The following is a 20481-nucleotide window of genomic DNA, read 5'->3' as shown; positions in this document are numbered from 1 at the left end:
TCGCGGTCGAGATGCGAAACCCCTGCATTTCCGCTGCGGGAGGGTCCGGTGGCACCATGGTCGGCGTGTCCACCGAGCTGAGTCAGAGCCCCCGAATCGATCCCGCCTCGCCGTTGCGCGCCGCGGACATCGACGAGGCCGCTCGGCGAATTTCGGGTGTGGTGTCGCAGACCCCGCTGCAGTTCAGCGACCGGCTCTCGGCACTGACCGGCGCGCAGGTGTACCTGAAGCGCGAAGATCTGCAGGCGGTGCGCTCCTACAAGCTGCGGGGCGCCTACAACCTGCTGATGCAGCTGACCCCGGAGGAAAAGGCCGCCGGCGTGGTGTGTTCGTCGGCTGGCAACCATGCGCAGGGGTTCGCACTGGCCTGCCGCTCGATGGGTGTGCACGGCCGCGTGTACGTGCCGGCCAAAACGCCGAAGCAGAAGCGCAACCGGATCCGCTACCACGGTGGTGAGTTCATCGAGCTCATCGTCGGCGGCAAGACCTACGACATGGCCGCCCAGGCCGCCCTCGACGACGTTGCCCGTACCGGCGCGACGTTGGTGCCCCCGTACGACGACCTGCGCACGATGGCCGGGCAGGGCACCATCGCCGTCGAGATCCTCGACCAGTTGGGCGCGGAGCCCGACCTGGTGATCGTCCCGGTGGGTGGCGGCGGCTGCATCAGCGGCGTGACCACCTACCTGGCCGAGCGCACCACGACGACGGCCATGTTGGGGGTGGAGCCGGCCGGTGCCGCGGCGCTGGTCGCTGCGCTGGCCAGTGGGGAGCCGGTCACGCTGACCGACGTCGACCAGTTCGTCGACGGCGCCGCGGTGGCCCGCGTCGGCGCGCTGCCGTTCGCAGCGCTGTCGGCGGCGGGGGACATGGTGTCGATCACAACGGTCGACGAGGGCGCGGTGTGCACCGCGATGCTGGACCTCTACCAGAACGAGGGCATCATCGCCGAGCCCGCCGGCGCGCTGTCGGTGGCGGCGCTTCTGGAGGCTGACATCGAGACCGGCTCGACGGTCGTGTGTCTGATCTCGGGCGGCAACAACGACGTGTCCCGCTACGGCGAGGTGCTCGAGCGGTCGCTTGTGCATCTGGGGCTCAAGCACTACTTCCTGGTCGATTTCCCGCAGGAGCCGGGCGCGCTGCGCCGCTTCCTCGACGACGTGCTGGGCCCGAACGACGACATCACGCTGTTCGAGTACGTCAAGCGCAACAACCGGGAGACCGGGGAAGCGCTGGTCGGCATCGAGATGGGTTCGGCAGCGGACCTCGAGGGGCTGCTCGAGCGGATGAGAGCCTCGGAGTGCCACGTCGAGCTGCTCGAGCCCGACTCGCCGACCTACCGCTACCTCACCTGACGCAGCACCGCGACGGAGTGCCCGCCCATGCGGGTCGACTGCTCACCGACTTCCGGTGTGCCCCAAGTCAACACCGTATCGCCGGTGACCGGCACGTCGACGTCGTCTTCGCCGAGGGTGCAGACGACGGTGATGCTGCCCCGGTGCATGACGAACCAGCGCGCGTCCTCGTCGTAGTCGATCAGTAGGTGATCGAGCCACGGGTCGGCGAGGTCGGGTTCGGACCTGCGCAGCGCGATCAGGCTCTGGTAGAACGCACGCAGCCGACCGTGGTCACCGTCGTCGACCTCGTCCCACTTCAGCTTGGACCGTTCGAACGTCGCCGGGTCTTGGGGATCGGGGATCTCGTCGGCGTCCCACCCGTGATCGGCGAATTCCTTCTTGCGGCCCTCTGCGGTCGCCCGCGCCAGGTCGGGTTCGGGGTGGCTGCTGAAGAACTGGAACGGTGACGATGACGCCCATTCTTCACCCATGAAAAGCATTGCAGTGTAGGGCGATCCGAGCGCCAGCGCGGCCTTGACGGCCAGCTGGCCGGTGGTCAGGTTCTGCGAGGGCCGGTCTCCGATGGCCCTGTTGCCCACCTGGTCGTGGGTGAGCGTGTAGGCCAGCAGCCGGGTCGCCGGGATCGTGGCCGTGTCGAGCGGCCTGCCGTGGCGGCGCTGACGGAACGACGAGAACGTGCCGGCGTGGAAATAGCCGTGTCGCAGTGTCTGCGCGAGTGTCTCGAGCGTGCCGAAATCGCCGTAGTACCCCTGCCGCTCACCGGACACCGCGGTGTGGATCGCGTGGTGGATGTCGTCGTCCCACTGCGCGGTCATGCCCAGGCCGCCGTGGTCGCGCGGGGTGATCAGCCTCGGGTCGTTGAGGTCGCTCTCGGCGACCAGCGACAGCGGGCGGCCGAGATCGGCTGCCAGAGTATCGGTCTCGGCGGACATCTCCTCGAGGATGTGAATCGCGGTGGTGTCGACGAGGGCGTGCACGGCATCGAGGCGCAGACCGTCGGCGTGGAAGTCGCGCATCCAGCGCAGTGCGCAGTCGAGGATGTAGCGGCGCACCTGATCGGCACCGGCATCGCCGATGTTGATGGACTCGCCCCAAGGATTGGACCCCGACGACAGATACGGGCCGAACTCGGGCAGGTAGTTGCCCGACGGGCCGAGGTGGTTGAACACGGCGTCGATGAGTACGCCGAGGCCACGCTGGTGGCAGGCGTCGACGAAGCGGATCAGCGCGTCAGGGCCGCCGTACGGCTCGTGCACGGCATACCAGAGCACCCCGTCATAGCCCCAGCCGTGGGTACCGCCGAACGCGTTGACCGGCATGACTTCGACGAAGTCCACGCCGAGGTCGACGAGGTAGTCGAGCTTGTCGATCGCAGTGTCCAGCGTGCCGGCCGGGGTGAAGGTGCCGACGTGCAGCTCGTAGATCACCGCACCCTCGATCGATCGGCCGGCCCACTCGCTGTCGGACCACGCGTCGGCCGCCGGCTGCCACAGCTGTGAGCGTTCGTGCACACCCTCTGGCTGACGCGGTGAGCGGGGGTCGGGCAGCACCTTCGGGTTGTCGTCGAGCACGAACCCGTAGCGTGCATCCGGTGCGGCGTCCAGAGTGGTTGTCCACCAACCGCTGTCAGACCGCTCCATCGCGTGCAGCGTGCCGTCGAGGTCGAGCTGGACCCGGTCGGGCCGCGGCGCCCACACCGCGAACTCGTGCTCAGGCATCGGTACGCACCAGCAGCGCCACCGGCAGGTCACCGAACAGCTCGGCGGCTCCGACCGTGCCGGAGTGCGCGCGTCCGCTCAGCCGGTCGGTCCACGTTCCGTCGGCGAGTGTCACTGTGGTGTCCCCCCATTCGGTGAGCCGTGCGGTCCATCGGCTGACGGCCACCAGGACGTCCTCGCCTCGGCCGAACGCGACGATGTGTGCGGCATTGGTGCCGTCGGCGGGCACCGGGCGATAGCCACCGGCCAGGAACGTCTCGGGGCGTTCCCTGCGCAGTCGCAGTGCCTCGGTCACCACCCGCATCTTCGGATGGTCACCGTCGGTCAGCGCTGCGCGACGGGCCTGGTAGTCGACCGCGCGCCGGTTGTCCGGATCGACGAGGCTGTCTTCCCACAGCTCGGTGCCCTGATAGACGTCGGGAACACCCGGCCCGGTGAGCGCGATCAGCTTCTGGCCCAACGCATCACCGCGGGCATGCTGGTCCAGTCGCGCCACCACCGCGGTCATCTCGGTGGCCACTGGCCCGTCCAGCAGGCTGTCGAGCCACCCGTGCACCGCGGATTCGAAGTCGGTGTCGGGGTCGTTCCACGTCGTGTGCAGCGCCGCTTCGCGGATGGCCTTCTCGGTGTAGGCGTGCAACCGCTCACGCAGCTCGTCGGTGACGGTCCCGTCGACCGGCCAGACACCGAAGATGTTCTGCCACAGGAAGAGCCCGGTCAGGGGATCGGGAGAGGGGGCAGTGCGTTCCCAGCCCTGCACCATCTCCGTCCACAGCGAGGGCACCTGAGAGAGCACGCCGATCCGGGCGCGGACGTCTTCACCGCGTTTGGTGTCGTGGGTGGACAGCGTGGTCATCGCCGACGGCCACAGTGTCGCGCGTGCCTGCGCTCTGGTGTGGAACTCCGCGGCGCTGACGCCGAAGTGCTCGGGCTCGCCGCCGACCTCGTTGAGCGAGACGAGGCGGGCGTCGCGGTAGAACAGGCAGTCCTCCATCGACTTCGCGGTCGCCGCGCCGCACAGCTGCTGCAGCCGCACACCGGCCTCCGAGCCGGGTGCCAGCGCAGCGGTCAGCAGCGTGAGCGGCTCGGCCAGATCGGGTCGCGCCGTTGTGGTCTCGGCGAGCGCGGCCGCCAGGACCAGAGGAAGCGAGAGGTAGTCGGAGCGGTAGACGCCGATGTGGCTGAGCAGTTCGGCGATCGCCGCGGGCAGCAGGTCGTGATCGCGTCCCGTGCCCGCCACCACCGCGCGACGAAGCCGCGCCAATTCGCTGCCCAGCGTGTCGGTCACCGCAGCGACCTTCAGTCGGCGCGCCTCGTCGGGTATTCCGGCGTAGTCGACACCGGCGGAGGAGATCAGCTCGGTCAGCGACTCTTCACCGGTGGGGTCGACGAACACGCCGCCGGCCTCGCGTAGCGCGTCGTACCCGGTGGTTCCTGCGACGGGCAGGCTCGGGTCCAGTGGCTCGTCGACAGCGAGGATCTTCTCGATCACGATCCACGCCTGCGGGCCGGCAAGCTCGCGCAGCCACCCGAGATAGCCTGTGGGATCGGACAATCCGTCCGGATGGTCGATTCGTATACCGTCGACCAGGCCCTCGTCGAACCAGCGCTTCACCTCGGTGTGCGTGGCGTCGAACACCACGCGGTCTTCCTGCCGCAGGCCCGCCAGCGACGTGATGGAGAAGAAGCGGCGGTACCCGCAGATTCCGTGGCGCCAGCTGATCAGCTTGTAGTGCTGCCGGTCGTGCACCTCCGCGCCGGAGGCTCCGTCGTCGGCGGTGCCGGGACTGATCGGATAGACCAGGTCGCCGAGCCGCAACGTGTCGCCGTCGACCGTCAGATTCGCGACGTCGTCGTCGGAGCCCAGCACTGGCAGCACGATCCGGCCGTCGGGGTCCAACGTCCAGTCGATGTCGAAGTACGACGAGTAGGACGAATCGCGGCCGTGGGTGAGCAGGTCCCACCACCACGCGTTCTGGCGGGGTACGTCGACGCCGACGTGGTTGGGCACGATGTCGACGACCACACCGAGGCCCGCCGCGCGCGCCGTCGACACCAGCCGCGAGAACCCCTCAGGCCCACCGAGTTCGGCGGAGATCGTGGTGGGGTCGGTGACGTCGTAGCCGTGCGTCGAGCCCTCGGCGGCGGTCAGGATCGGTGACAGGTACAGGTGGGACACCCCGAGTTCAGCGAGGTAGTCGACCAGCTTCTCGGCGTCGGCGAACGTGAACGCCTCACCGCTGGCCGCGCCGCGCATCTGCAGGCGGTAGGTGGAGAGGACGGCCATCAGGCGGTCTTACGCAGCACGAGCAGCGAACGGGGGGCCAGAGTGATCTTCTCGCCCGCCGCGACGGTCACCTCGGCGGCACCGCGCGGATCGGCGGTGTCGAGGTCGGCCACCCACTCCTTGGCGTAATCGATCTGCGGCGCAACGAAATCCTGTTCTTCGCCGTGGGCGTTGAAGCACAGCAGGAAGGAGTCGTCGACGATCCGCTCACCGCGCGCACCGGGCGCCGGGATCGCCTCGCCGTTGAGGAAGACCGCCACGCACTGGCCGAGGCCGGTCTCCCAGTCGGCGTAGTCCATCTCCTTACCCGACGGGGTCAACCACGCGATGTCGCGGACCTGGTCACCGGTGCGGATCGGCTTGCCCTCGAAGAACCTGCGCCGGCGGAACACGGCGTGCTCCTTGCGGAATTTCACTACTTTGCGGGTGAATTCGAGCAGATCGGCGTTGGTCTCGCACAGCGACCAGTCCATCCACGACAGTTCGGAGTCTTGGCAGTAGACGTTGTTGTTGCCCTGCTGGGTGCGGCCGATCTCGTCGCCGTGGGCGATCATCGGGGTGCCCTGCGAGAGCATCAGCGTGCCCAGGATGTTGCGCATCTGCTGACCGCGCAGGGCAACGATCTCGGGGTCGTCGGTGGGACCTTCGACACCGCAGTTCCACGACCGGTTGTGGCTCTCACCGTCGCGGTTGTCCTCGCCGTTGGCGTCGTTGTGCTTCTCGTTGTAGGACACCAGGTCGTTGAGGGTGAAGCCGTCATGGCAGGTCACGAAGTTGATGCTGGCGCTCGGCCGGCGGCCGGTCGCCTCGTAGAGATCGGACGACCCGGTCAGTCGGGACGCAAATTCACCCAGGGTTGCGGGCTCGCCCCGCCAGTAATCGCGCACAGTGTCGCGATACTTCCCATTCCATTCGGTCCACAAACCTGGGAAATTGCCGACCTGGTAACCGCCTTCGCCGATGTCCCACGGTTCGGCGATCAGCTTCACCTGGCTGACCACCGGGTCCTGCTGGACCAGGTCGAAGAACGCCGAGAGGCGGTCCACGTCGTAGAACTCGCGGGCCAGTGTGGCGGCCAGATCGAAGCGGAAGCCGTCGACGTGCATCTCCAGCACCCAGTAGCGCAGCGAGTCCATGATCAGCTGCAGCGTGTGGGGGTGGCGGGCGTTGAGGCTGTTGCCGGTGCCGGTGAAGTCCTTGTAGTACCTGCGGTCCTCGTCGAGCAGACGGTAGTAGGCGGCGTTGTCGATGCCGCGGAAGTTCACGGTGGGCCCGAGGTGGTTGCCTTCGGCGGTGTGGTTGTAGACGACGTCGAGGATCACCTCGATACCCGCCTCGTGGAACGAGCGCACCATCGTCTTGAATTCGGAGACGGCGCCGCCGGCGTGCTTGGCCGCCGCGTACTGATGATGTGGGGCGAAGAAGCCGAACGTGTTGTAGCCCCAGTAGTTTCGCAGTCCCAGGTCGAGCAGCCGGTGGTCGTGCATGAACTGGTGCACCGGCATCAACTCGATGGCGGTCACGTTGAGCGACCTGAGGTGGTCGATGATCGCGGGGTGACCCAGCCCGGCGTAGGTGCCGCGCAGTTCCTCGGGAATGCCCGGATGCTGCTGCGTCATGCCCTTGACGTGGGCCTCGTAGATCACCGTCTCGTGATACGGGGTGCGCGGCGCGCGGTCCGAACCCCACTGGAAGAACGGGTTGATCACCACGCTGGTCATCGTGTGGCCCAGCGAGTCGATCCGCGGCGGGACACCTCCGCCGGCCAGATCATCGGCCTCGAGGTCATAGGAGTACAGCGCCTGGGAGAACGCGAAATCGCCGTGGAATGCCTTGCCGTACGGGTCGAGGAGCAGCTTGCTGGCGTCACACCGGTGGCCAGAGGCGGGGTCCCACGGACCGTGCACACGGAACCCGTAGCGCTGCCCCGGGTTGACCCCCGGCAGGTAGGCATGCCACACGTAGCTGTCGACCTCGTCGAGGTCGATGCGCTGCTCGGTGCCGTCCTTGGCGATCAGGCACAGTTCGACCCGCTCGGCGACTTCGGAGAACAGCGAGAAGTTGGTACCGCCGCCGTCGTAAGCGGCACCAAGTGGATAGGGGGTGCCGGGCCAGACGATGGTCATCTGACAGGCCACCATCCGGTGGCGGCGCCGACCTGCCGGCCGAGTTCACCGGTCATGGTCCGCATGTAGGTCGACGAAATGTGGTGAGCGTCGTGATAGATCAACACGTTCCCCTCAACGGCTCGGCAGTAGTCCGGACGACACACCGCATCGCTCATGTCGAGCGGCTTGAGCAATGGGAACTGCGCGAGGTAGTCAAGCGTCGGGTTATGGTCCGACAGTACTTCGGATCGCTCGATTCCGCAGGAGATGGCGTCACCTCCGTCGGCCAGGCAGTCCGACGGGAAGAACGGCTCGCCATCGCGCACCATCCATGGTGTGTCACGCATCGCGAGGATTGGAATCCTGTTGTCGGACAGTTCTTTCCAGATGCCGAGATAGCTGGACGGCATGACGTCACCGGGTTTGATGTTCCACGGCCTGGTCGAGGTGGTGAAGACGAAGTCGGGTTTGTCGGCGATCAGCTTGGCCATCACCCGCTGATTCCACTGGTGGCACTTGGGATAGGGGTCGTTGTTGCCCATCACCAGCGGGACAGCCTCGGTGGTCAGCGGGCAGCCCATCTTCAGGTAGGTGACGACCTTGAAGTGGTGCATCCTGCCGAGCAGGTCGAGCGCGGTGATCCAGTGTTCGGCGTGGGAGCCGCCCGCGAGGGCGATGGTGCGGGTGGCGGCCTTGTCGCCGTAGGTGCAGTTGATGACTCCGACGTTGTCGAAGTCGCTGATGCAGCCGTCGGTGGTCGATTCGGGGATGTCGTTCTTGGCCTCGAGCGCCGTCGGCCGCATCGGCAGCTGGGGTACCCGTACGTGGTCGACCAGCGCGCGGGCACCCGGATAGTCGCGCGGTGAGAGTTCCGAGAGTTCCTTGCCGTTGGCGCGCAGCACCGTCACGTGCTCCCGCCACGTGAACGACGTCGCGGTCAGCGCCACGCCGAGCAGTGCGACGGTCGAGCCCAGCACGATCGTCGGGCGGCGCAAACGGGTGCGCAGCGGCAACCTCGGCGCCTTGGGGCGCGCGGGCTGGCTCCGGCCGCTGCGTAGCGGCTCCTCGACGTAGCGGGTGGTCAACCAGGCCAGCAGCCCCGAGATCAGCAGCACCCCGGCGCCTTCGGCAGCGTTCACCGCCGAGCGCCCGGTGTAGGCCAGGTAGAAGATCAGCAGCGGCCAGTGCCACAGATACAGCGAGTAGGCCATCGCGCCGAGCGCGACGAAGGGGGCGGTGGCCAGCAGCCGGTTCGGTGCGGGCAGGCGGCCGTCGGTGTGCGGGTCGGCGTAGCGGTTGGCGGCCGACAGGATGAACAGCAGCGTGGCGCCCACGGGCACCAGCGCCCACGGGCCGGGGAACTCTTTCACGCCGTCGATCAGCGCACCGCACGCGAGGATCGCGCCCAGACCCACGAGTGCGGCCACGGTGCGCAGCCACATCGGGCAGCGCAGCGATGGCACGATCGCCCCGACGAGCGCGCCGAGCAGCAGCTCCCAGGCCCTGGCAAAGCTGTTGTAGTACGCGGTGGCCTGGTTGGTGTCGTGGGCGATGATCGCGTAGACGAACGATGCGATCGCGCAAGCGCTCAGCAGCACCACGAACGCGGCGCGCATGTGCCGGCCGAAGACCCGACGGAAGAGGACCGCCGAGCCCAGGATCAGCGCCAGGAACGCGATGTAGAACTGGCCCTGCACCGACATCGACCAGATGTGCTGCAGCGGGCTGACGGCCTCGCCGGCGCGCAGGTAGTTCGAGGCGGTGTTGGCCAGCTCCCAGTTCTGGTAGTAGCCGAGGCTGGCGAGGCTCTGGTCGGCGAAGGTCTCCCACCGGGTCTCGGGCTGGATCAGGATCGTCAGCACCGCCGACACGGCGAGCACGACGACGAGTGCGGGCAGCAGCCGGCGGATCAACCGGGTGATCTCGGAGACCGGTCGCGGGGCGGGCCCGGGGGTGAGCACGCCGCGCAGCAGCCGGCCGCCGAAGAAGAATCCCGACAGGACGAGGAAGACGTCGACGCCGCCGGACACCCGCCCGAACCACACATGGAACACCGCGACCAGAGCGATCGCGACACCGCGCAACCCGTCGAGGTCGTGGCGGTAGAACCCGGCGCTCCGCGTCCCCATCTGGGTCACCGGAGCGCTCGCGGCGGGCCGGGCGGAGTCGAGGGTCTTCATGATCGACGGCTAATCTACCGAAGGTGTCTGCGATGACGCCTATCGAGATCAGCGCCGTGGACGCGGCTCACATCTGGCATCCGTACAGCCCGATCGGACCCGATGCGATGGCGCCGGTGGTCGCGACGGGCGCCCGGGGCGTATGGCTCACGCTGGACCGTGGCGGCCGTCCGGTCGAGGTGCTCGACGCGATGGCGTCGTGGTGGACGGCGGTGCACGGTCACGGCCACCCCGCGCTGGACGCCGCGATCACCCGCCAGCTCGCGACCATGAACCACGTCATGTTCGGCGGGCTGACCCACGAGCCGGCGGCCCGGCTGGCGCAGTTGCTGGTCGAGATGAGTCCGGAGGGGCTGGAGACCGTGTTCTTCAGTGATTCCGGCTCGGTGTCGGTGGAGGTCTCGGTCAAGATGGCGCTGCAGTACTGGCGCAGCAGCGGTCGCCCCGGCAAGAGCCGGCTGATGACCTGGCGCGGCGGCTATCACGGTGACACGTTCACTCCGATGAGCGTCTGCGATCCGGACGGCGGCATGCACACGCTGTGGACCGGGGCGCATTCCCTGCTCGCCGACCAGGTGTTCGCGCCGGCCGTCCCCGCCGAGTACGAGCCGGCCTACAGCGCGGCCTTCGCCGAACAGCTGGCTTGTCACGCCGACGAGCTCGCCGCGGTGATCGTCGAGCCCGTGGTGCAGGGCGCAGGCGGGATGCGCTTCCACGACCCCCGCTATGTGGCCGACCTGCGTCGCATCTGCGACGAGCACGGTGTGCTGTTGATCTTCGACGAGATCGCCACCGGGTTCGGCCGCACCGGCGCGCTGTTCGCGGCCGACCACGCCGGGGTCAGCCCCGACATCATGTGCGTGGGCAAGGCGCTGACGGGCGGCTACCTGACGCTCGCGGCGACGCTGTGCACCCGCGAGGTCGCCGAGACCATCAGCTCACACCCACCCGGCGCACTGATGCACGGGCCGACGTTCATGGCCAACGCGCTGGCCTGCGCCGTCAGCGTCGCGTCGCTGGAACTGCTGGGCACCGGCGAGTGGCGATCGCAGGTGCAGGGCATCGAGGCGGGCTTGCTGTCCGGGCTGGCACCCGCGGTCGAGCTACCCAACGTGGTCGACGTGCGGGTGCTCGGCGCGATCGGTGTCCTGGAACTCGACCGGGACGTCGATCTGCGCGTCGCGACGCCGGTGGCCGTCGACCACGGGGTGTGGCTGCGTCCGTTCCGCAACCTCGTCTACGTGATGCCCCCCTACATCTGTACCGCCGAAGAGATCGGCCAGATCACCTCGGCGATGATCGCGGTCGCGCGTGCACTAACCTGAACGGTGTTCAATTCGCCCGTTCGAGGAGGAGCGCCGGTGACGCGCGTCGGTCTGGATCCGTTGGCCTGGCTCGACGACGTCGCGGCCCAGCGGCGCACCGCCGGCCTGCGCCGGACCCTGCGCGCCCGCCCGCCCGTCGGCGCCGAACTCGATCTGGCCTCCAACGACTACCTCGGTCTCGCCCAGCACCCCCGGGTGCTCGACGGCGGCGTGGCGGCGCTGCGCACCTGGGGCGCGGGGTCCACGGGTTCCCGGCTCGTCACCGGCAACACCGAGCTCCACGAGACGTTCGAGCGCGACCTCGCAGCGTTCGTCGGTGCCGAGTCGGCGCTGGTCTTCTCTTCGGGTTACACCGCCAATCTCGGTGCAGTCGTTGCGCTTTCGGGTCCGGGCGCACTGCTGGTGTCCGATGCGCTGACGCACGCCTCGCTCGTCGACGCATGCCGGCTGTCGCGGGCCCGGGTGGTCGTCACCCCGCACGGCGACGTCGCGGCCGTGGAGGCCGCGCTGGCCGCACGCACAGAGGACCGCGCCGTGGTGATCACCGATTCGGTCTTCTCCGCCGACGGTGTCCTGGCCCCGCTGACCGCGCTGCACGACGCGTGCCGCAGGCAGGGTGCGCTGCTGATCGTCGACGAGGCCCACGGGCTCGGCGTGCGCGGCACGGGTGGCCGCGGCCTGCTCCACGAGGTCGGGCTGGCCGGAGCGCCCGGCATCGTGATGACGACGACGCTGTCGAAGGCGCTGGGCAGCCAGGGGGGTGCGGTGCTCGGCCCTGCCGCGGTGCGCGAGCACCTGATCGACGCGGCGCGACCGTTCATCTTCGACACCGGACTGGCGCCGGCTGGGGTCGGCGCGGCGTACGCGGCACTCGGTGTGCTGATCGACGAACCGTGGCGGGCCCGGCGCGCACTCGACCACGCCGCGACGCTGGCCGAGATCTGCGATGTGGCCGAGACTCCGACCTCGGCGGTGGTTTCGGTGATCCTCGGCGAACCGGACGTGGCGCTCGCCGCAGCGACGGCCTGCCTCGAGCAGGGTGTGCGGGTCGGCTGCTTCCGGCCGCCGAGCGTGCCGGCCGGCACCTCGCGGCTGCGGCTGACGGCGCGGGCGTCCCTGTCCGACGACGAGATGGCCCTCGCACGCAGGGTGTTGACGGAAGTCCTGGCGGCGCGGTGAGCGTTCTCGTCGTCACCGGCACCGGGACGGGGGTCGGCAAGACCGTCGCGACCGCCGCGCTGGCCTGCCACGCCCGGCTCGCCGGCCTCGGCATAGCCGTGTGCAAGCCCGTACAGACGGGTACTGCCGACGGTGACGACGACCTGGCCGAGATCGGCAGGCAGGCCGGGGTGTCCGAACTGTTCCCGGGGTGGCGCTATCCGGAACCGCTCGCGCCGCTGGCTGCCGCGCAGCGGGCCGGCTACGCACTGCCCACCCGCACGGAGCTGGTCGAGCTGGTCCGGCGGGCGGATGCTCCCGGCCGCCTGACGCTGGTGGAAGGTGCCGGTGGGCTGCTCGTGGAGCTCGCCGACGGCGGTGTGACGCTGCGTGACCTGGCCGCCGAGCTGGCCGCGCCGGTGCTGATCGTGGTAGCCGCGGGCCTGGGCACCCTCAACCACACCGCTCTGACGGTGGAAGCGCTTGCAGCTCATGATGTTTCATGCGCCGGCCTGGTGATCGGTTCCTGGCCGGCCCAGCCCGGCGTCGCCGAAATCGACAATCGGGATGCGCTGGCGCGGCTGGCTCCGGTGCGGGCGGCGCTGCCCGCCGGGCTCGGCGCGCTCGGCGCCTCCGACTTCGAGCAGATCAGTGCGCGGGCGTTCGACCCGGGCTGGGTTGCCGGACTGGCCTAGTGGTGCACTCGGTCGAGGCGCTGTTCGACGTCGCCACGGAGACGTCGGTGCGCGGCCTGTGGGACGGGCTGGCGGCTGCGGGAGTGCCCAGTCAGGCCGGGCACACCGCGCCGAGCAACCGGCCGCACGTCACGCTCACGGTGGCCGAGCAGATGGACGACGCCGTGGCTCCGGCACTGCGGCCACTCCTGGACCGCTTACCCCTGCCGTGCGTGATCGGCGCACCGATGCTGTTCGGCGGCGGCCGCACCATCACGCTGGTGCGGCTGGTGGTGCCGTCGGCCGACCTCCTCGCCCTGCACGCCGACATCCACGAGGCCTGCGCACCGTACATGCCCAAAGGCGTTCTACCGCACGCGGATCCGGGGCGGTGGACACCGCATGTCACGCTCGGTAGGCGCATCCCGCCCGATCTCGTGCCGCTCGCCCTGTCGGTACCGGGCATCGCCGGCGACATCGACGCCGAGATCACCACGGTGCGCCATTGGGACGGCAACGCCAAACAGGAGCACTGGATCTAGACGGGCTGTTCGCGGCGCGCCAGGATGCCGTCGATCAGCAGGCGCACGCCGAAGTCGAACCGGGTGTCCTGGTCGTCGGCCAGCAACGACGCGTCGGGCAGGTCCGCGCCTGCGGCGTCCCACTGGCGGCGGGACTGCTCGTCCACGGTGAAGCCGAGCACGTAGTAGACGACCGTCCGGGCGGTCAGGTCGGCATTCGCCGCCGGCACGCCGGCCTCCGCGGCGGCGTCGGTCAGCTGACTCACCACGTCGGTCATGACCGCCGACTGTGCGGCGGCGAAGCTCGCCGACACCAGTTCGGCTCCGTCGGTGTGGGACAGCAGCGCATCGCGCATCTGCCGGCACAGCGCCACCACGCGGGTGTGCCAATCGCCCGCTGGCCGAATGACCGGCGCCAGGATGTGGTCGGCGACCGCGCCGAGCAGCTGCTGCTTGTTCGCGAAGTGCCAGTAGAGCGCGCCCGGCGACACCTCGAGCTCGCGGGCCAGCCGCCGCATCGACAGATCGGCGAGCCCGTAATCGTCGAGCAGCGAGGTCGCCGCCGCGACCACGTCGCGTTTGTGGAGCTGCACGCCAGTACCCTAACCTGAACACCGTTCAATTGGGCAGCGAGGAGAAGTGTATGAGCGACATTCTGGCGGTGGCACGCGAACAGGTGCTCGAGCGGGGTGTCGGCCTCGACCAGGACCAGACGCTGCAGGTGCTGCAGCTGTCCGACGACCGTCTCGACGAGCTGCTCGCGCTGGCCCACGAGGTCCGCATGGCCCACTGCGGCCCGGACGTCGAGGTCGAGGGCATCATCAGCCTGAAGACCGGAGGCTGCCCCGAGGACTGCCACTTCTGTTCGCAGTCAGGACTTTTCGCCTCGCCGGTGCGCAGCGCCTGGCTCGACGTGCCGAGCCTGGTCGAGGCCGCCAAGCAGACCGCCAAGACCGGTGCCACCGAGTTCTGCATCGTGGCCGCCGTCCGTGGACCCGACGAGCGGCTGCTGGCCCAGGTCGCCGCGGGCATCGAGGCGATCCGCAACGAGGTCGACATCCAGATCGCGTGCTCGCTCGGCATGCTCACCCAGGAGCAGGTGGATCGCCTGCGGGACATGGGCGTGCACCGCTACAACCACAACCTCGAGACCGCCCAGTCGTTCTTCACCAACGTGGTGACCACCCACACCTGGGAGGAGCGCTGGGAGACGCTGCAGATGGTGCGTGAGGCCGGCATGGAGGTGTGCTGCGGCGGCATCCTCGGGATGGGGGAGACGCTCGAACAGCGCGCCGAATTCGCCGCCAATCTGGCCGAATTGGACCCGCACGAGGTCCCGCTGAACTTCCTCAACCCGCGCCCGGGCACGCCGTTCGGTGACCTCGAGGTGCTGCCCGCCGCCGAGGCACTCAAGGCCGTCGCCGCGTTCCGGCTCGCCCTGCCCCGCACGATGCTGCGGTTCGCCGGGGGCCGGGAGATCACGCTCGGCGACCTCGGCGCCAAGAAGGGCATCCTCGGCGGCATCAACGCCGTCATCGTCGGCAACTACCTGACCACCCTGGGCCGGCCCGCCGAAGCCGATCTCGAGTTGCTGGAGGATCTGCAGATGCCGATCAAGGCACTCAACGCAAGCCTGTGATGGTGCATGAGCTGCCCGCGCCGGTGGGCGCCGGCGTCTTCAACGTCTACACCGGTGAACCCGCGGGATCGACGGTGCCCACCGCCGCAGCGCTGGGTCTGGAACCCCCGAGGTTCTGCGCGGACTGTGGCCGCCGGATGGTCGTGCAGGTCCGCCCGGACGGGTGGTGGGCCAAGTGCTCGCGACACGGCCAGGTGGATTCGAAGGATCTGGAGCTCTACCGGTGACCGGAGCTCCTATCTCCCGCGTCCATGCCGCGCTGCGGGTCATCGTCGGGCTCGCGGTCGCCGGGGCGCTGTGCGGGGCGCTGTGGGCGTGGCTTGCGCCTCCGATCCACAGCGTGGTCGCGCTGACGCGCAGCAACGACCGGGTGAAGGCCTACCTCGGCAACGAGGGCGATCACTTCTTCACGGCCGCGTTCCTGATGGTCGGCTTCCTCTCGGTGCTCGCCGTGATCGCGGCGGTCACCGTGTGGCAGTGGCGAACCCAGCGCGGACCGGTGATGATGGCGGCCCTCAGCGTGGGCACCATCGTGGCATCGGCCGCCGCGGTCGGTGCCGGGGCGGCGCTGGCGGGGCTGCGCTACGGACACCTGGACGTGGCGGCGGTCGACGTCACCGAGCAGAACCGGGTCAGCTACGTCGTCGAGGCGCCGTCGGTGTTCTTCGGCCACACGCCGTTGCAGGTGGCGCTGACGCTGCTGCTGCCCGCGGCGGTCGCCGCGATGGTGTACGTGCTGGGCGCGGTGTCGACCACCCGCGACGATCTCGGGGGTTGGCCGCCGGTCGAGCCGGGAGCGCCGGCTACTGGTCGAAGCGCGACAGAGGCTGACGTTCCACCCGTCGCCCCGTCATCACCTTCACCGTGATCTTGCCCAGGGTGAACATGCCCCGGTAGGTCGACGGGTTCAGCAGCGTCGGCCACTTGGTGCGCTTGATGTTGTCGCGCAGCGGCTTTCCGGCGAACCGGTCGCGCAGCCAGCGCAGCGTCATCGGCGCCGACATCGGGTGCAGCAGGAGATGCTCGCTGAACAGGTCGCGGTGGTAGGTGACGCGGGCGCCGCCGCGCACGTAGGTGTGCGCCAGTTCGTCGATGTCGTCGACGCAGATGATGCGGTCATGCACGGCCTGCACGATCAGAACCGGTACCGACGGCGCGGCCGTGCCCAGCTTGATGCTGTCGAACACGTGTTGCACCTCGGGGCTGAGCAGGATCTCCTCGAGCGGCCGGTCGACCATGTCGGCCATGTCGCGGCCCGCACAGGCCACCATCGCCTGGGCGGTGGTCATGGTCTGGATGCGCTCCAGTAGTGCCTTGCCCTCCGGAGTGGCGTGCTCGGCGATGATCCGGTCCAGGTCCGGGTAGATGTGGCAGAGCGCGGCGACGACGAGCGCGGGCAGTCCGGCGTAGATGCTGCCGTTGAGGCGGCGGAACGTGTGCCCCAGGTCGCCGACCGGCGAGCCGAGGACGGCGCCGACCACGTTGAGTTCCGGCGCGTAGGCGGCCTGTACCTCCGCGGCCCACGCCGAGGCCAGTCCGCCGCCGGAGTAACCCCACAGTCCGATGGGTGAATCGGCGGCGAGCCGGAACGTCGGGTGATTGATGGCGGCCCGAACGCCGTCGAGGATGTGGTAGCCGGGCTCGTAGGGTGCGCCCCACATGCCGGTCGAGCCCTCGTGGTCGGGCACCGACACCGCCCACCCTTCCGCGAGGGCGGCGGCGATCAGCAGGAACTCGAACTGGGCCACGGCGCCGACGGCCTTGGCTCCGCGGCGCAGCGCATAGGACGGGAAGCACCGGCTCGCCACGGCGTCGATGGCGCACTGGTAGGACACCACCGGGAGCGGCCGCGTGTGGTCGCGCTCGGTCGGGATCAGCACGGTGGTGACGCCGGCCTGCGGATCGCCCTGGAAGTCGGTGGTGCGGTAGAGCAGCTGGGTGGCGCTGAATTTCTGCGGGATCAGGCCGAGGAATGCCAGCTCCACGTCGCGGGAGCGCAGCACGGTGCCGGGGTGGGCGTGCTCGTAACCCTCGGGCGGCTCGTAGAACGGGTCGTCGGACGGGACCACCGGTCGCTGCCTGGGGCGAAGCGCCTCATGGTGGGGTTGACCGATCCAATCGGCCCCTGTCGCCCGCGCCGCGCTGCCCAAGTCCATCCAGGCATTGTTACTTAAGAATGCGCTAAGAAGCCAGTCGACTCACCCGGGCGGACGCAATGCAGCGAATTCGTCAGTGACCCGATAACGGGCGTCGGCGAACCGGTAGAGCGCCGCCGGACGGCCTCCGCTGCGTCCCGACCGTGCCGTTGTGCCAGTGCGCGTGATCACGTGACGACGCTCCAGGACGCGCTGCAGGTTGGTCGCGTCGACCGGGTGCCCGAGGGCGGCACTGTAGATGTCGCGCAGCGTCGAGAGCGCGAATTCGGCTGGCGCCAAGGCAAATCCGATATTCGTGTACGACAGTTTCGCGACCAGACGGGTGCGTGCGTGGTCGACCATCGGGCCGTGGTCGAAGGCCATCGGCGGTAGGTCGCCGACGGGGTGCCAGCGGGTGTCGGGGGGTAATTCGGGGATGGCGGGGGAGGGGACGAGGCCCAGGAATGTCGAGGCGATGGTGCGGTCGCCGGGCACGCGATCGGGTTCGGAGAACACCGCCAGCTGTTCGAGGTGGGCGAGTTCCCGCAAATCGACCTTCTCGGCGAGCTGGCGGCGCACCGAGTCGGTCAGCGTCTCGTCGTGGCCCAGCCTGCCGCCCGGGAGCGCCCAGCGTCCGCGCTGCGGGTCGAGTGCCCGTTGCCACAGCAGTACGTGCAGCGCATTCTCGCGAACCTGAAACACGGCGGCGAGGACTTCGTGCTGGGTGCTACGATGTGGCATGTTTTCGATTGTAAGTCGAAAACCTCGAACAAGGTAAGGAGACGGCGATGACCGTGCTCGCAACCGACAGTGCCGACCGCATCGTCGACGGTCCCGACGGCTACACCGGTGTCGACGGGGACGCCGCATGGGCGGCCGAGGTGCGTCGACTGCTCGACCTGCGCGGCGCCACGCTGCTGGCGCACAACTATCAGTTGCCCGCCATCCAGGACGTCGCCGATCACGTGGGCGACTCGCTGGCTCTGTCGCGCATCGCCGCGGAGGCGCCCGAGGACACGATCGTCTTCGCGGGAGTGCACTTCATGGCCGAGACGGCCAAGATCCTCTCGCCGGACAAGACGGTGCTGATTCCCGACCAGCGGGCGGGCTGCTCGCTGGCCGACTCCATCAGCGCCGACGAGTTGCGGGCGTGGAAGGCCGAGCATCCCGGCGCTGTGGTCGTCTCCTACGTCAACACCACGGCCGCGGTGAAGGCCGAAACGGACATCTGCTGCACGTCGTCCAACGCGGTCGAGGTCGTCGCCTCCATACCCGCCGACCGTGAGGTGCTGTTCTGCCCGGACCAGTTCCTCGGCGCCCACGTGCGCCGCATGACCGGGCGGCAGAACCTGCACGTCTGGGCCGGTGAATGCCACGTGCACGCGGGCATCAACGGGGACGAACTCGCCGAGCAGGCGCGCACCCATCCCGACGCCGAGCTCTACGTGCACCCCGAATGCGGTTGCGCGACATCGGCTCTCTACCTCGCAGGCGAGGGTGCCTACCCACAGGAGCGGGTCAAGATCCTGTCCACCGGCGGCATGCTCGACGCCGCCCGGGAGACCGGTGCACGGCAGGTCCTGGTCGCCACCGAGATCGGCATGCTGCACCAATTGCGCCGTGCCGCACCCGATGTCGACTTCCAGGCCGTCAACGACCGGGCCTCCTGCCGGTACATGAAGATGATCACCCCCGCGGCCATGCTGCGCTGCCTGACCGAAGGTGCCGACGAAGTGCACGTCGATCCCGGCACCGCCGCGCGAGCGCGTGCCAGCGTCACGCGGATGATCGAGATCGGGCAGCCCGGCGGCGGGGAATGACCGCCAACGGCACAGGTTGCGGCGGCTCCGGCGGCTGGCGCCTGCGCGCTGACGTCGTCGTCGTCGGAACCGGGGTGGCTGGTCTGGCTGCCGCGCTGGCCGCGCACCGCCGCGGCCGCACCGTGATGCTGCTCAGCAAGGCGGCAGAGACGGCGACGTTCTACGCGCAGGGCGGGATCGCCGTCGTCCTGCCCGACGGGGACGACTCCGTCGACGCGCACGTGTCCGACACCCTCGCCGCGGGCGCCGGGCTCTGCGACGCCGCTGCGGTGCGCTCGATCGTGGCCGACGGTGCCCGGGCGGTGGCCGAATTGGTCGGCGCCGGAGCGCGTTTCGACGAGTCGGAGCCGGGCCGGTGGGCGCTGACCCGCGAAGGCGGGCACACCCGTCGGCGCATCATCCACTCCGGAGGTGACGCCACGGGCGCGGAGGTGCAGCGCGCGCTCGACCACGCCGCCGCGTCGCTCGACATCCGCCGCAACCACGTCGCGCTCGACCTGCTGATCGACGGCGGCGCCGTCGCCGGTGTCTCGGTGCTCAGCGAGGACGGCCCGGGAACCGTCCACGCACCGTCGGTGATCCTCGCCACCGGCGGACTCGGACATCTCTACCGGGCGACGACCAACCCCGACGGCTCCACGGGAGACGGTGTCGCGCTGGCGATCTGGGCCGGATTGCCGGTCTCGGACGTGGAGTTCGTCCAGTTCCATCCGACCATGCTCTACACCGGCCCCGTTCCAGGCCGCCGGCCACTGATCACCGAAGCGCTGCGTGGTGAGGGCGCGACACTGATCGACGCGCACGGCGATCCGGTGACGGCCGGTGTGCACCCGATGGGTGACCTCGCTCCGCGCGATGTCGTGGCGGCGGCCATCGAGGCTCGCATGGCCGCTTCCGGGGACCCGTGTGTCTACCTCGACGCCCGCCACGTGGCCGATGTGGCACGTCGGTTCCCCACCGTCACCGCCGCCTGTCTCGCCGCAGGTATCGACCCTGCGCGGCAACCTATTCCGGTGGTTCCCGGCGCGCATTACAGCTGCGGGGGAGTCGTCACCGATGTGCACGGGCGCACCGCGATCGACGGGTTGTTCGCCGCAGGGGAGGTGGCCCGCACCGGCATGCACGGCGCGAATCGCCTGGCGTCCAACAGCCTGCTCGAGGGTCTTGTCGTCGGTGGGCGCGCCGGCGTCGCCGCCGCCGAGCACGCCGAGATGGCCGGGCCGCCGCGCGTGGTCGTCGCAGACCCGTCCCTGCGGCCGGTGCTCGCACGGCCGGCATTGCAGCAGGCGATGAGCAGCTACGCCTCCGTCGTCCGCGACGAGGACGGGTTGAGCCGGCTGGCTGCGCAGCTCGACAGCGCGGAATCGCGAATGATCAGCTCGCGCAGCATGTTCGAGGACGCCGCGCTCACCGCGGTGGCCGCTGTTGTCGGCTCGGCGGCGCGGGCGCGCACCGAGACCCGGGGCTGCCACCACCGCAGCGATCACCCCGACACCGATCCGACCCAGGCGGTCAGCATCGTCTGCGGCCCGGTCGCGTCAGGATGCCGGTGATGGCC

17 protein-coding genes are annotated in these 20481 nt (G+C 69.4%); 10 read left to right on the top strand and 7 right to left on the bottom strand.

Translation table 11 applies throughout. The annotated features are described in order from the left end of the window. Nucleotides 1–65 precede the first annotated feature (65 nt). Nucleotides 66–1355, top strand: coding sequence for a threonine ammonia-lyase IlvA (ilvA, locus tag ACZY1G_RS25275; protein ID WP_463823928.1), 1290 nt, complete (start codon nt 66–68; stop codon nt 1353–1355). On the opposite strand, the gene treZ is transcribed toward ilvA, so the two are convergent. From treZ to ACZY1G_RS25255, 4 genes are read right to left on the bottom strand one after another with little or no spacing between them, the layout of a single operon-like run. Then, nucleotides 1343–3076, bottom strand: coding sequence for a malto-oligosyltrehalose trehalohydrolase (gene treZ, locus ACZY1G_RS25270; RefSeq protein ID WP_463823927.1), 1734 nt, complete (start codon nt 3074–3076; stop codon nt 1343–1345). The genes ilvA and treZ overlap by 13 nt on opposite strands. Beyond that, nucleotides 3069–5363 carry a malto-oligosyltrehalose synthase gene (treY, locus tag ACZY1G_RS25265; RefSeq protein WP_463823926.1) on the bottom strand — a complete coding sequence of 765 codons (2295 nt, stop codon included), beginning with the start codon at nt 5361–5363 and terminating at the stop codon, nt 3069–3071. Before treY ends, treZ begins: the two co-directional genes overlap by 8 nt. Further along, entirely contained in the window at nt 5363–7504 is a 2142-nt protein-coding gene (glgX, locus tag ACZY1G_RS25260; RefSeq protein ID WP_463823925.1) for a glycogen debranching protein GlgX, read from the bottom strand. The genes treY and glgX overlap by 1 nt, the downstream gene beginning before the upstream one ends. Next, complete coding sequence (locus tag ACZY1G_RS25255; RefSeq protein WP_463817897.1) at nt 7486–9651, bottom strand: acyltransferase family protein; 2166 nt, start codon at nt 9649–9651, stop codon at nt 7486–7488. The genes glgX and ACZY1G_RS25255 overlap by 19 nt, the downstream gene beginning before the upstream one ends. Before the next feature lie 32 nt (nt 9652–9683). On the opposite strand from ACZY1G_RS25255, the gene ACZY1G_RS25250 reads away from it, so the two are divergent. Genes ACZY1G_RS25250 through ACZY1G_RS25235 form a run of 4 tightly spaced genes read left to right on the top strand, consistent with a single transcriptional unit; the run spans nt 9684 to nt 13350 of the window. Continuing rightward, entirely contained in the window at nt 9684–10976 is a 1293-nt protein-coding gene (locus ACZY1G_RS25250; RefSeq protein WP_463823924.1) for an adenosylmethionine--8-amino-7-oxononanoate transaminase, read from the top strand. A gap of 36 nt (nt 10977–11012) precedes the next feature. Then, entirely contained in the window at nt 11013–12155 is a 1143-nt protein-coding gene (locus ACZY1G_RS25245; RefSeq protein WP_463823923.1) for an 8-amino-7-oxononanoate synthase, read from the top strand. Next, nucleotides 12152–12829 carry a dethiobiotin synthase gene (gene bioD, locus ACZY1G_RS25240; protein WP_463817900.1) on the top strand — a complete coding sequence of 226 codons (678 nt, stop codon included), beginning with the start codon at nt 12152–12154 and terminating at the stop codon, nt 12827–12829. Before ACZY1G_RS25245 ends, bioD begins: the two co-directional genes overlap by 4 nt. Beyond that, entirely contained in the window at nt 12829–13350 is a 522-nt protein-coding gene (locus tag ACZY1G_RS25235; protein ID WP_463823922.1) for a 2'-5' RNA ligase family protein, read from the top strand. Before bioD ends, ACZY1G_RS25235 begins: the two co-directional genes overlap by 1 nt. On the opposite strand, the gene ACZY1G_RS25230 is transcribed toward ACZY1G_RS25235, so the two are convergent. Further along, nucleotides 13347–13922 (bottom strand): TetR/AcrR family transcriptional regulator, encoded by a 576-nt coding sequence (locus ACZY1G_RS25230; RefSeq protein ID WP_463823921.1) that lies wholly within the window; start codon nt 13920–13922, stop codon nt 13347–13349. The genes ACZY1G_RS25235 and ACZY1G_RS25230 overlap by 4 nt on opposite strands. A 50-nt stretch (nt 13923–13972) precedes the next feature. On the opposite strand from ACZY1G_RS25230, the gene bioB reads away from it, so the two are divergent. The 3 genes from bioB to ACZY1G_RS25215 are packed head-to-tail and all read left to right on the top strand — an operon-like array spanning nt 13973 to nt 15836. Further along, nucleotides 13973–14968, top strand: a complete 996-nt coding sequence (bioB, locus tag ACZY1G_RS25225) for a biotin synthase BioB (RefSeq protein WP_463817903.1) — start codon at nt 13973–13975, stop codon at nt 14966–14968. Further along, nucleotides 14968–15195: a biotin synthase auxiliary protein BsaP gene (gene bsaP, locus ACZY1G_RS25220; protein ID WP_046364696.1), complete on the top strand. Its 228-nt coding sequence runs from the start codon at nt 14968–14970 to the stop codon at nt 15193–15195. The genes bioB and bsaP overlap by 1 nt, the downstream gene beginning before the upstream one ends. Next, nucleotides 15192–15836 carry a DUF2567 domain-containing protein gene (locus ACZY1G_RS25215; protein WP_463823920.1) on the top strand — a complete coding sequence of 215 codons (645 nt, stop codon included), beginning with the start codon at nt 15192–15194 and terminating at the stop codon, nt 15834–15836. Before bsaP ends, ACZY1G_RS25215 begins: the two co-directional genes overlap by 4 nt. On the opposite strand, the gene ACZY1G_RS25210 is transcribed toward ACZY1G_RS25215, so the two are convergent. Then, entirely contained in the window at nt 15772–17124 is a 1353-nt protein-coding gene (locus tag ACZY1G_RS25210) for a lipase family protein (protein WP_463823919.1), read from the bottom strand. The two genes, ACZY1G_RS25215 and ACZY1G_RS25210, sit on opposite strands and share 65 nt — an antisense overlap. 42 nt (nt 17125–17166) lie before the next feature. Continuing rightward, nucleotides 17167–17844, bottom strand: coding sequence for an NUDIX hydrolase (locus ACZY1G_RS25205; protein ID WP_463823918.1), 678 nt, complete (start codon nt 17842–17844; stop codon nt 17167–17169). Nucleotides 17845–17891: 47 nt separating this feature from the next. Between ACZY1G_RS25205 and nadA the strand changes: the two genes are divergently transcribed. Next, nucleotides 17892–18923, top strand: coding sequence for a quinolinate synthase NadA (nadA, locus tag ACZY1G_RS25200; RefSeq protein ID WP_463823917.1), 1032 nt, complete (start codon nt 17892–17894; stop codon nt 18921–18923). Further along, nucleotides 18920–20476 carry an L-aspartate oxidase gene (locus ACZY1G_RS25195; RefSeq protein ID WP_463823915.1) on the top strand — a complete coding sequence of 519 codons (1557 nt, stop codon included), beginning with the start codon at nt 18920–18922 and terminating at the stop codon, nt 20474–20476. The genes nadA and ACZY1G_RS25195 overlap by 4 nt, the downstream gene beginning before the upstream one ends. Nucleotides 20477–20481: the final 5 nt, after the last annotated feature.

It is taken from the genome of Mycobacterium sp. IDUB_5, from assembly GCF_055419565.1.
The sequence above is the reverse complement of the archived record's forward strand: the minus strand, read 5'-3'. Positions and strand labels throughout refer to the sequence as shown.

Bases quoted from the DNA above. Each gene is read 5' to 3' on its own strand.
- bioB (WP_463817903.1), top strand. From the start codon at position 13,973: ATGAGCGACATTCTGGCGGTGGCACGCGAACAGGTGCTCGAGCGGGGT.
- ACZY1G_RS25255 (WP_463817897.1), bottom strand. From the start codon at position 9,651: ATGAAGACCCTCGACTCCGCCCGGCCCGCCGCGAGCGCTCCGGTGACC.
- treY (WP_463823926.1), bottom strand. From the start codon at position 5,363: ATGGCCGTCCTCTCCACCTACCGCCTGCAGATGCGCGGCGCGGCCAGC.
- bsaP (WP_046364696.1), top strand. From the start codon at position 14,968: ATGGTGCATGAGCTGCCCGCGCCGGTGGGCGCCGGCGTCTTCAACGTC.
- glgX (WP_463823925.1), bottom strand. From the start codon at position 7,504: ATGGTGGCCTGTCAGATGACCATCGTCTGGCCCGGCACCCCCTATCCA.
- ACZY1G_RS25195 (WP_463823915.1), top strand. From the start codon at position 18,920: ATGACCGCCAACGGCACAGGTTGCGGCGGCTCCGGCGGCTGGCGCCTG.
- ACZY1G_RS25210 (WP_463823919.1), bottom strand. From the start codon at position 17,124: ATGGACTTGGGCAGCGCGGCGCGGGCGACAGGGGCCGATTGGATCGGT.
- ACZY1G_RS25250 (WP_463823924.1), top strand. From the start codon at position 9,684: ATGACGCCTATCGAGATCAGCGCCGTGGACGCGGCTCACATCTGGCAT.
- nadA (WP_463823917.1), top strand. From the start codon at position 17,892: ATGACCGTGCTCGCAACCGACAGTGCCGACCGCATCGTCGACGGTCCC.
- treZ (WP_463823927.1), bottom strand. From the start codon at position 3,076: ATGCCTGAGCACGAGTTCGCGGTGTGGGCGCCGCGGCCCGACCGGGTC.
- ACZY1G_RS25205 (WP_463823918.1), bottom strand. From the start codon at position 17,844: ATGCCACATCGTAGCACCCAGCACGAAGTCCTCGCCGCCGTGTTTCAG.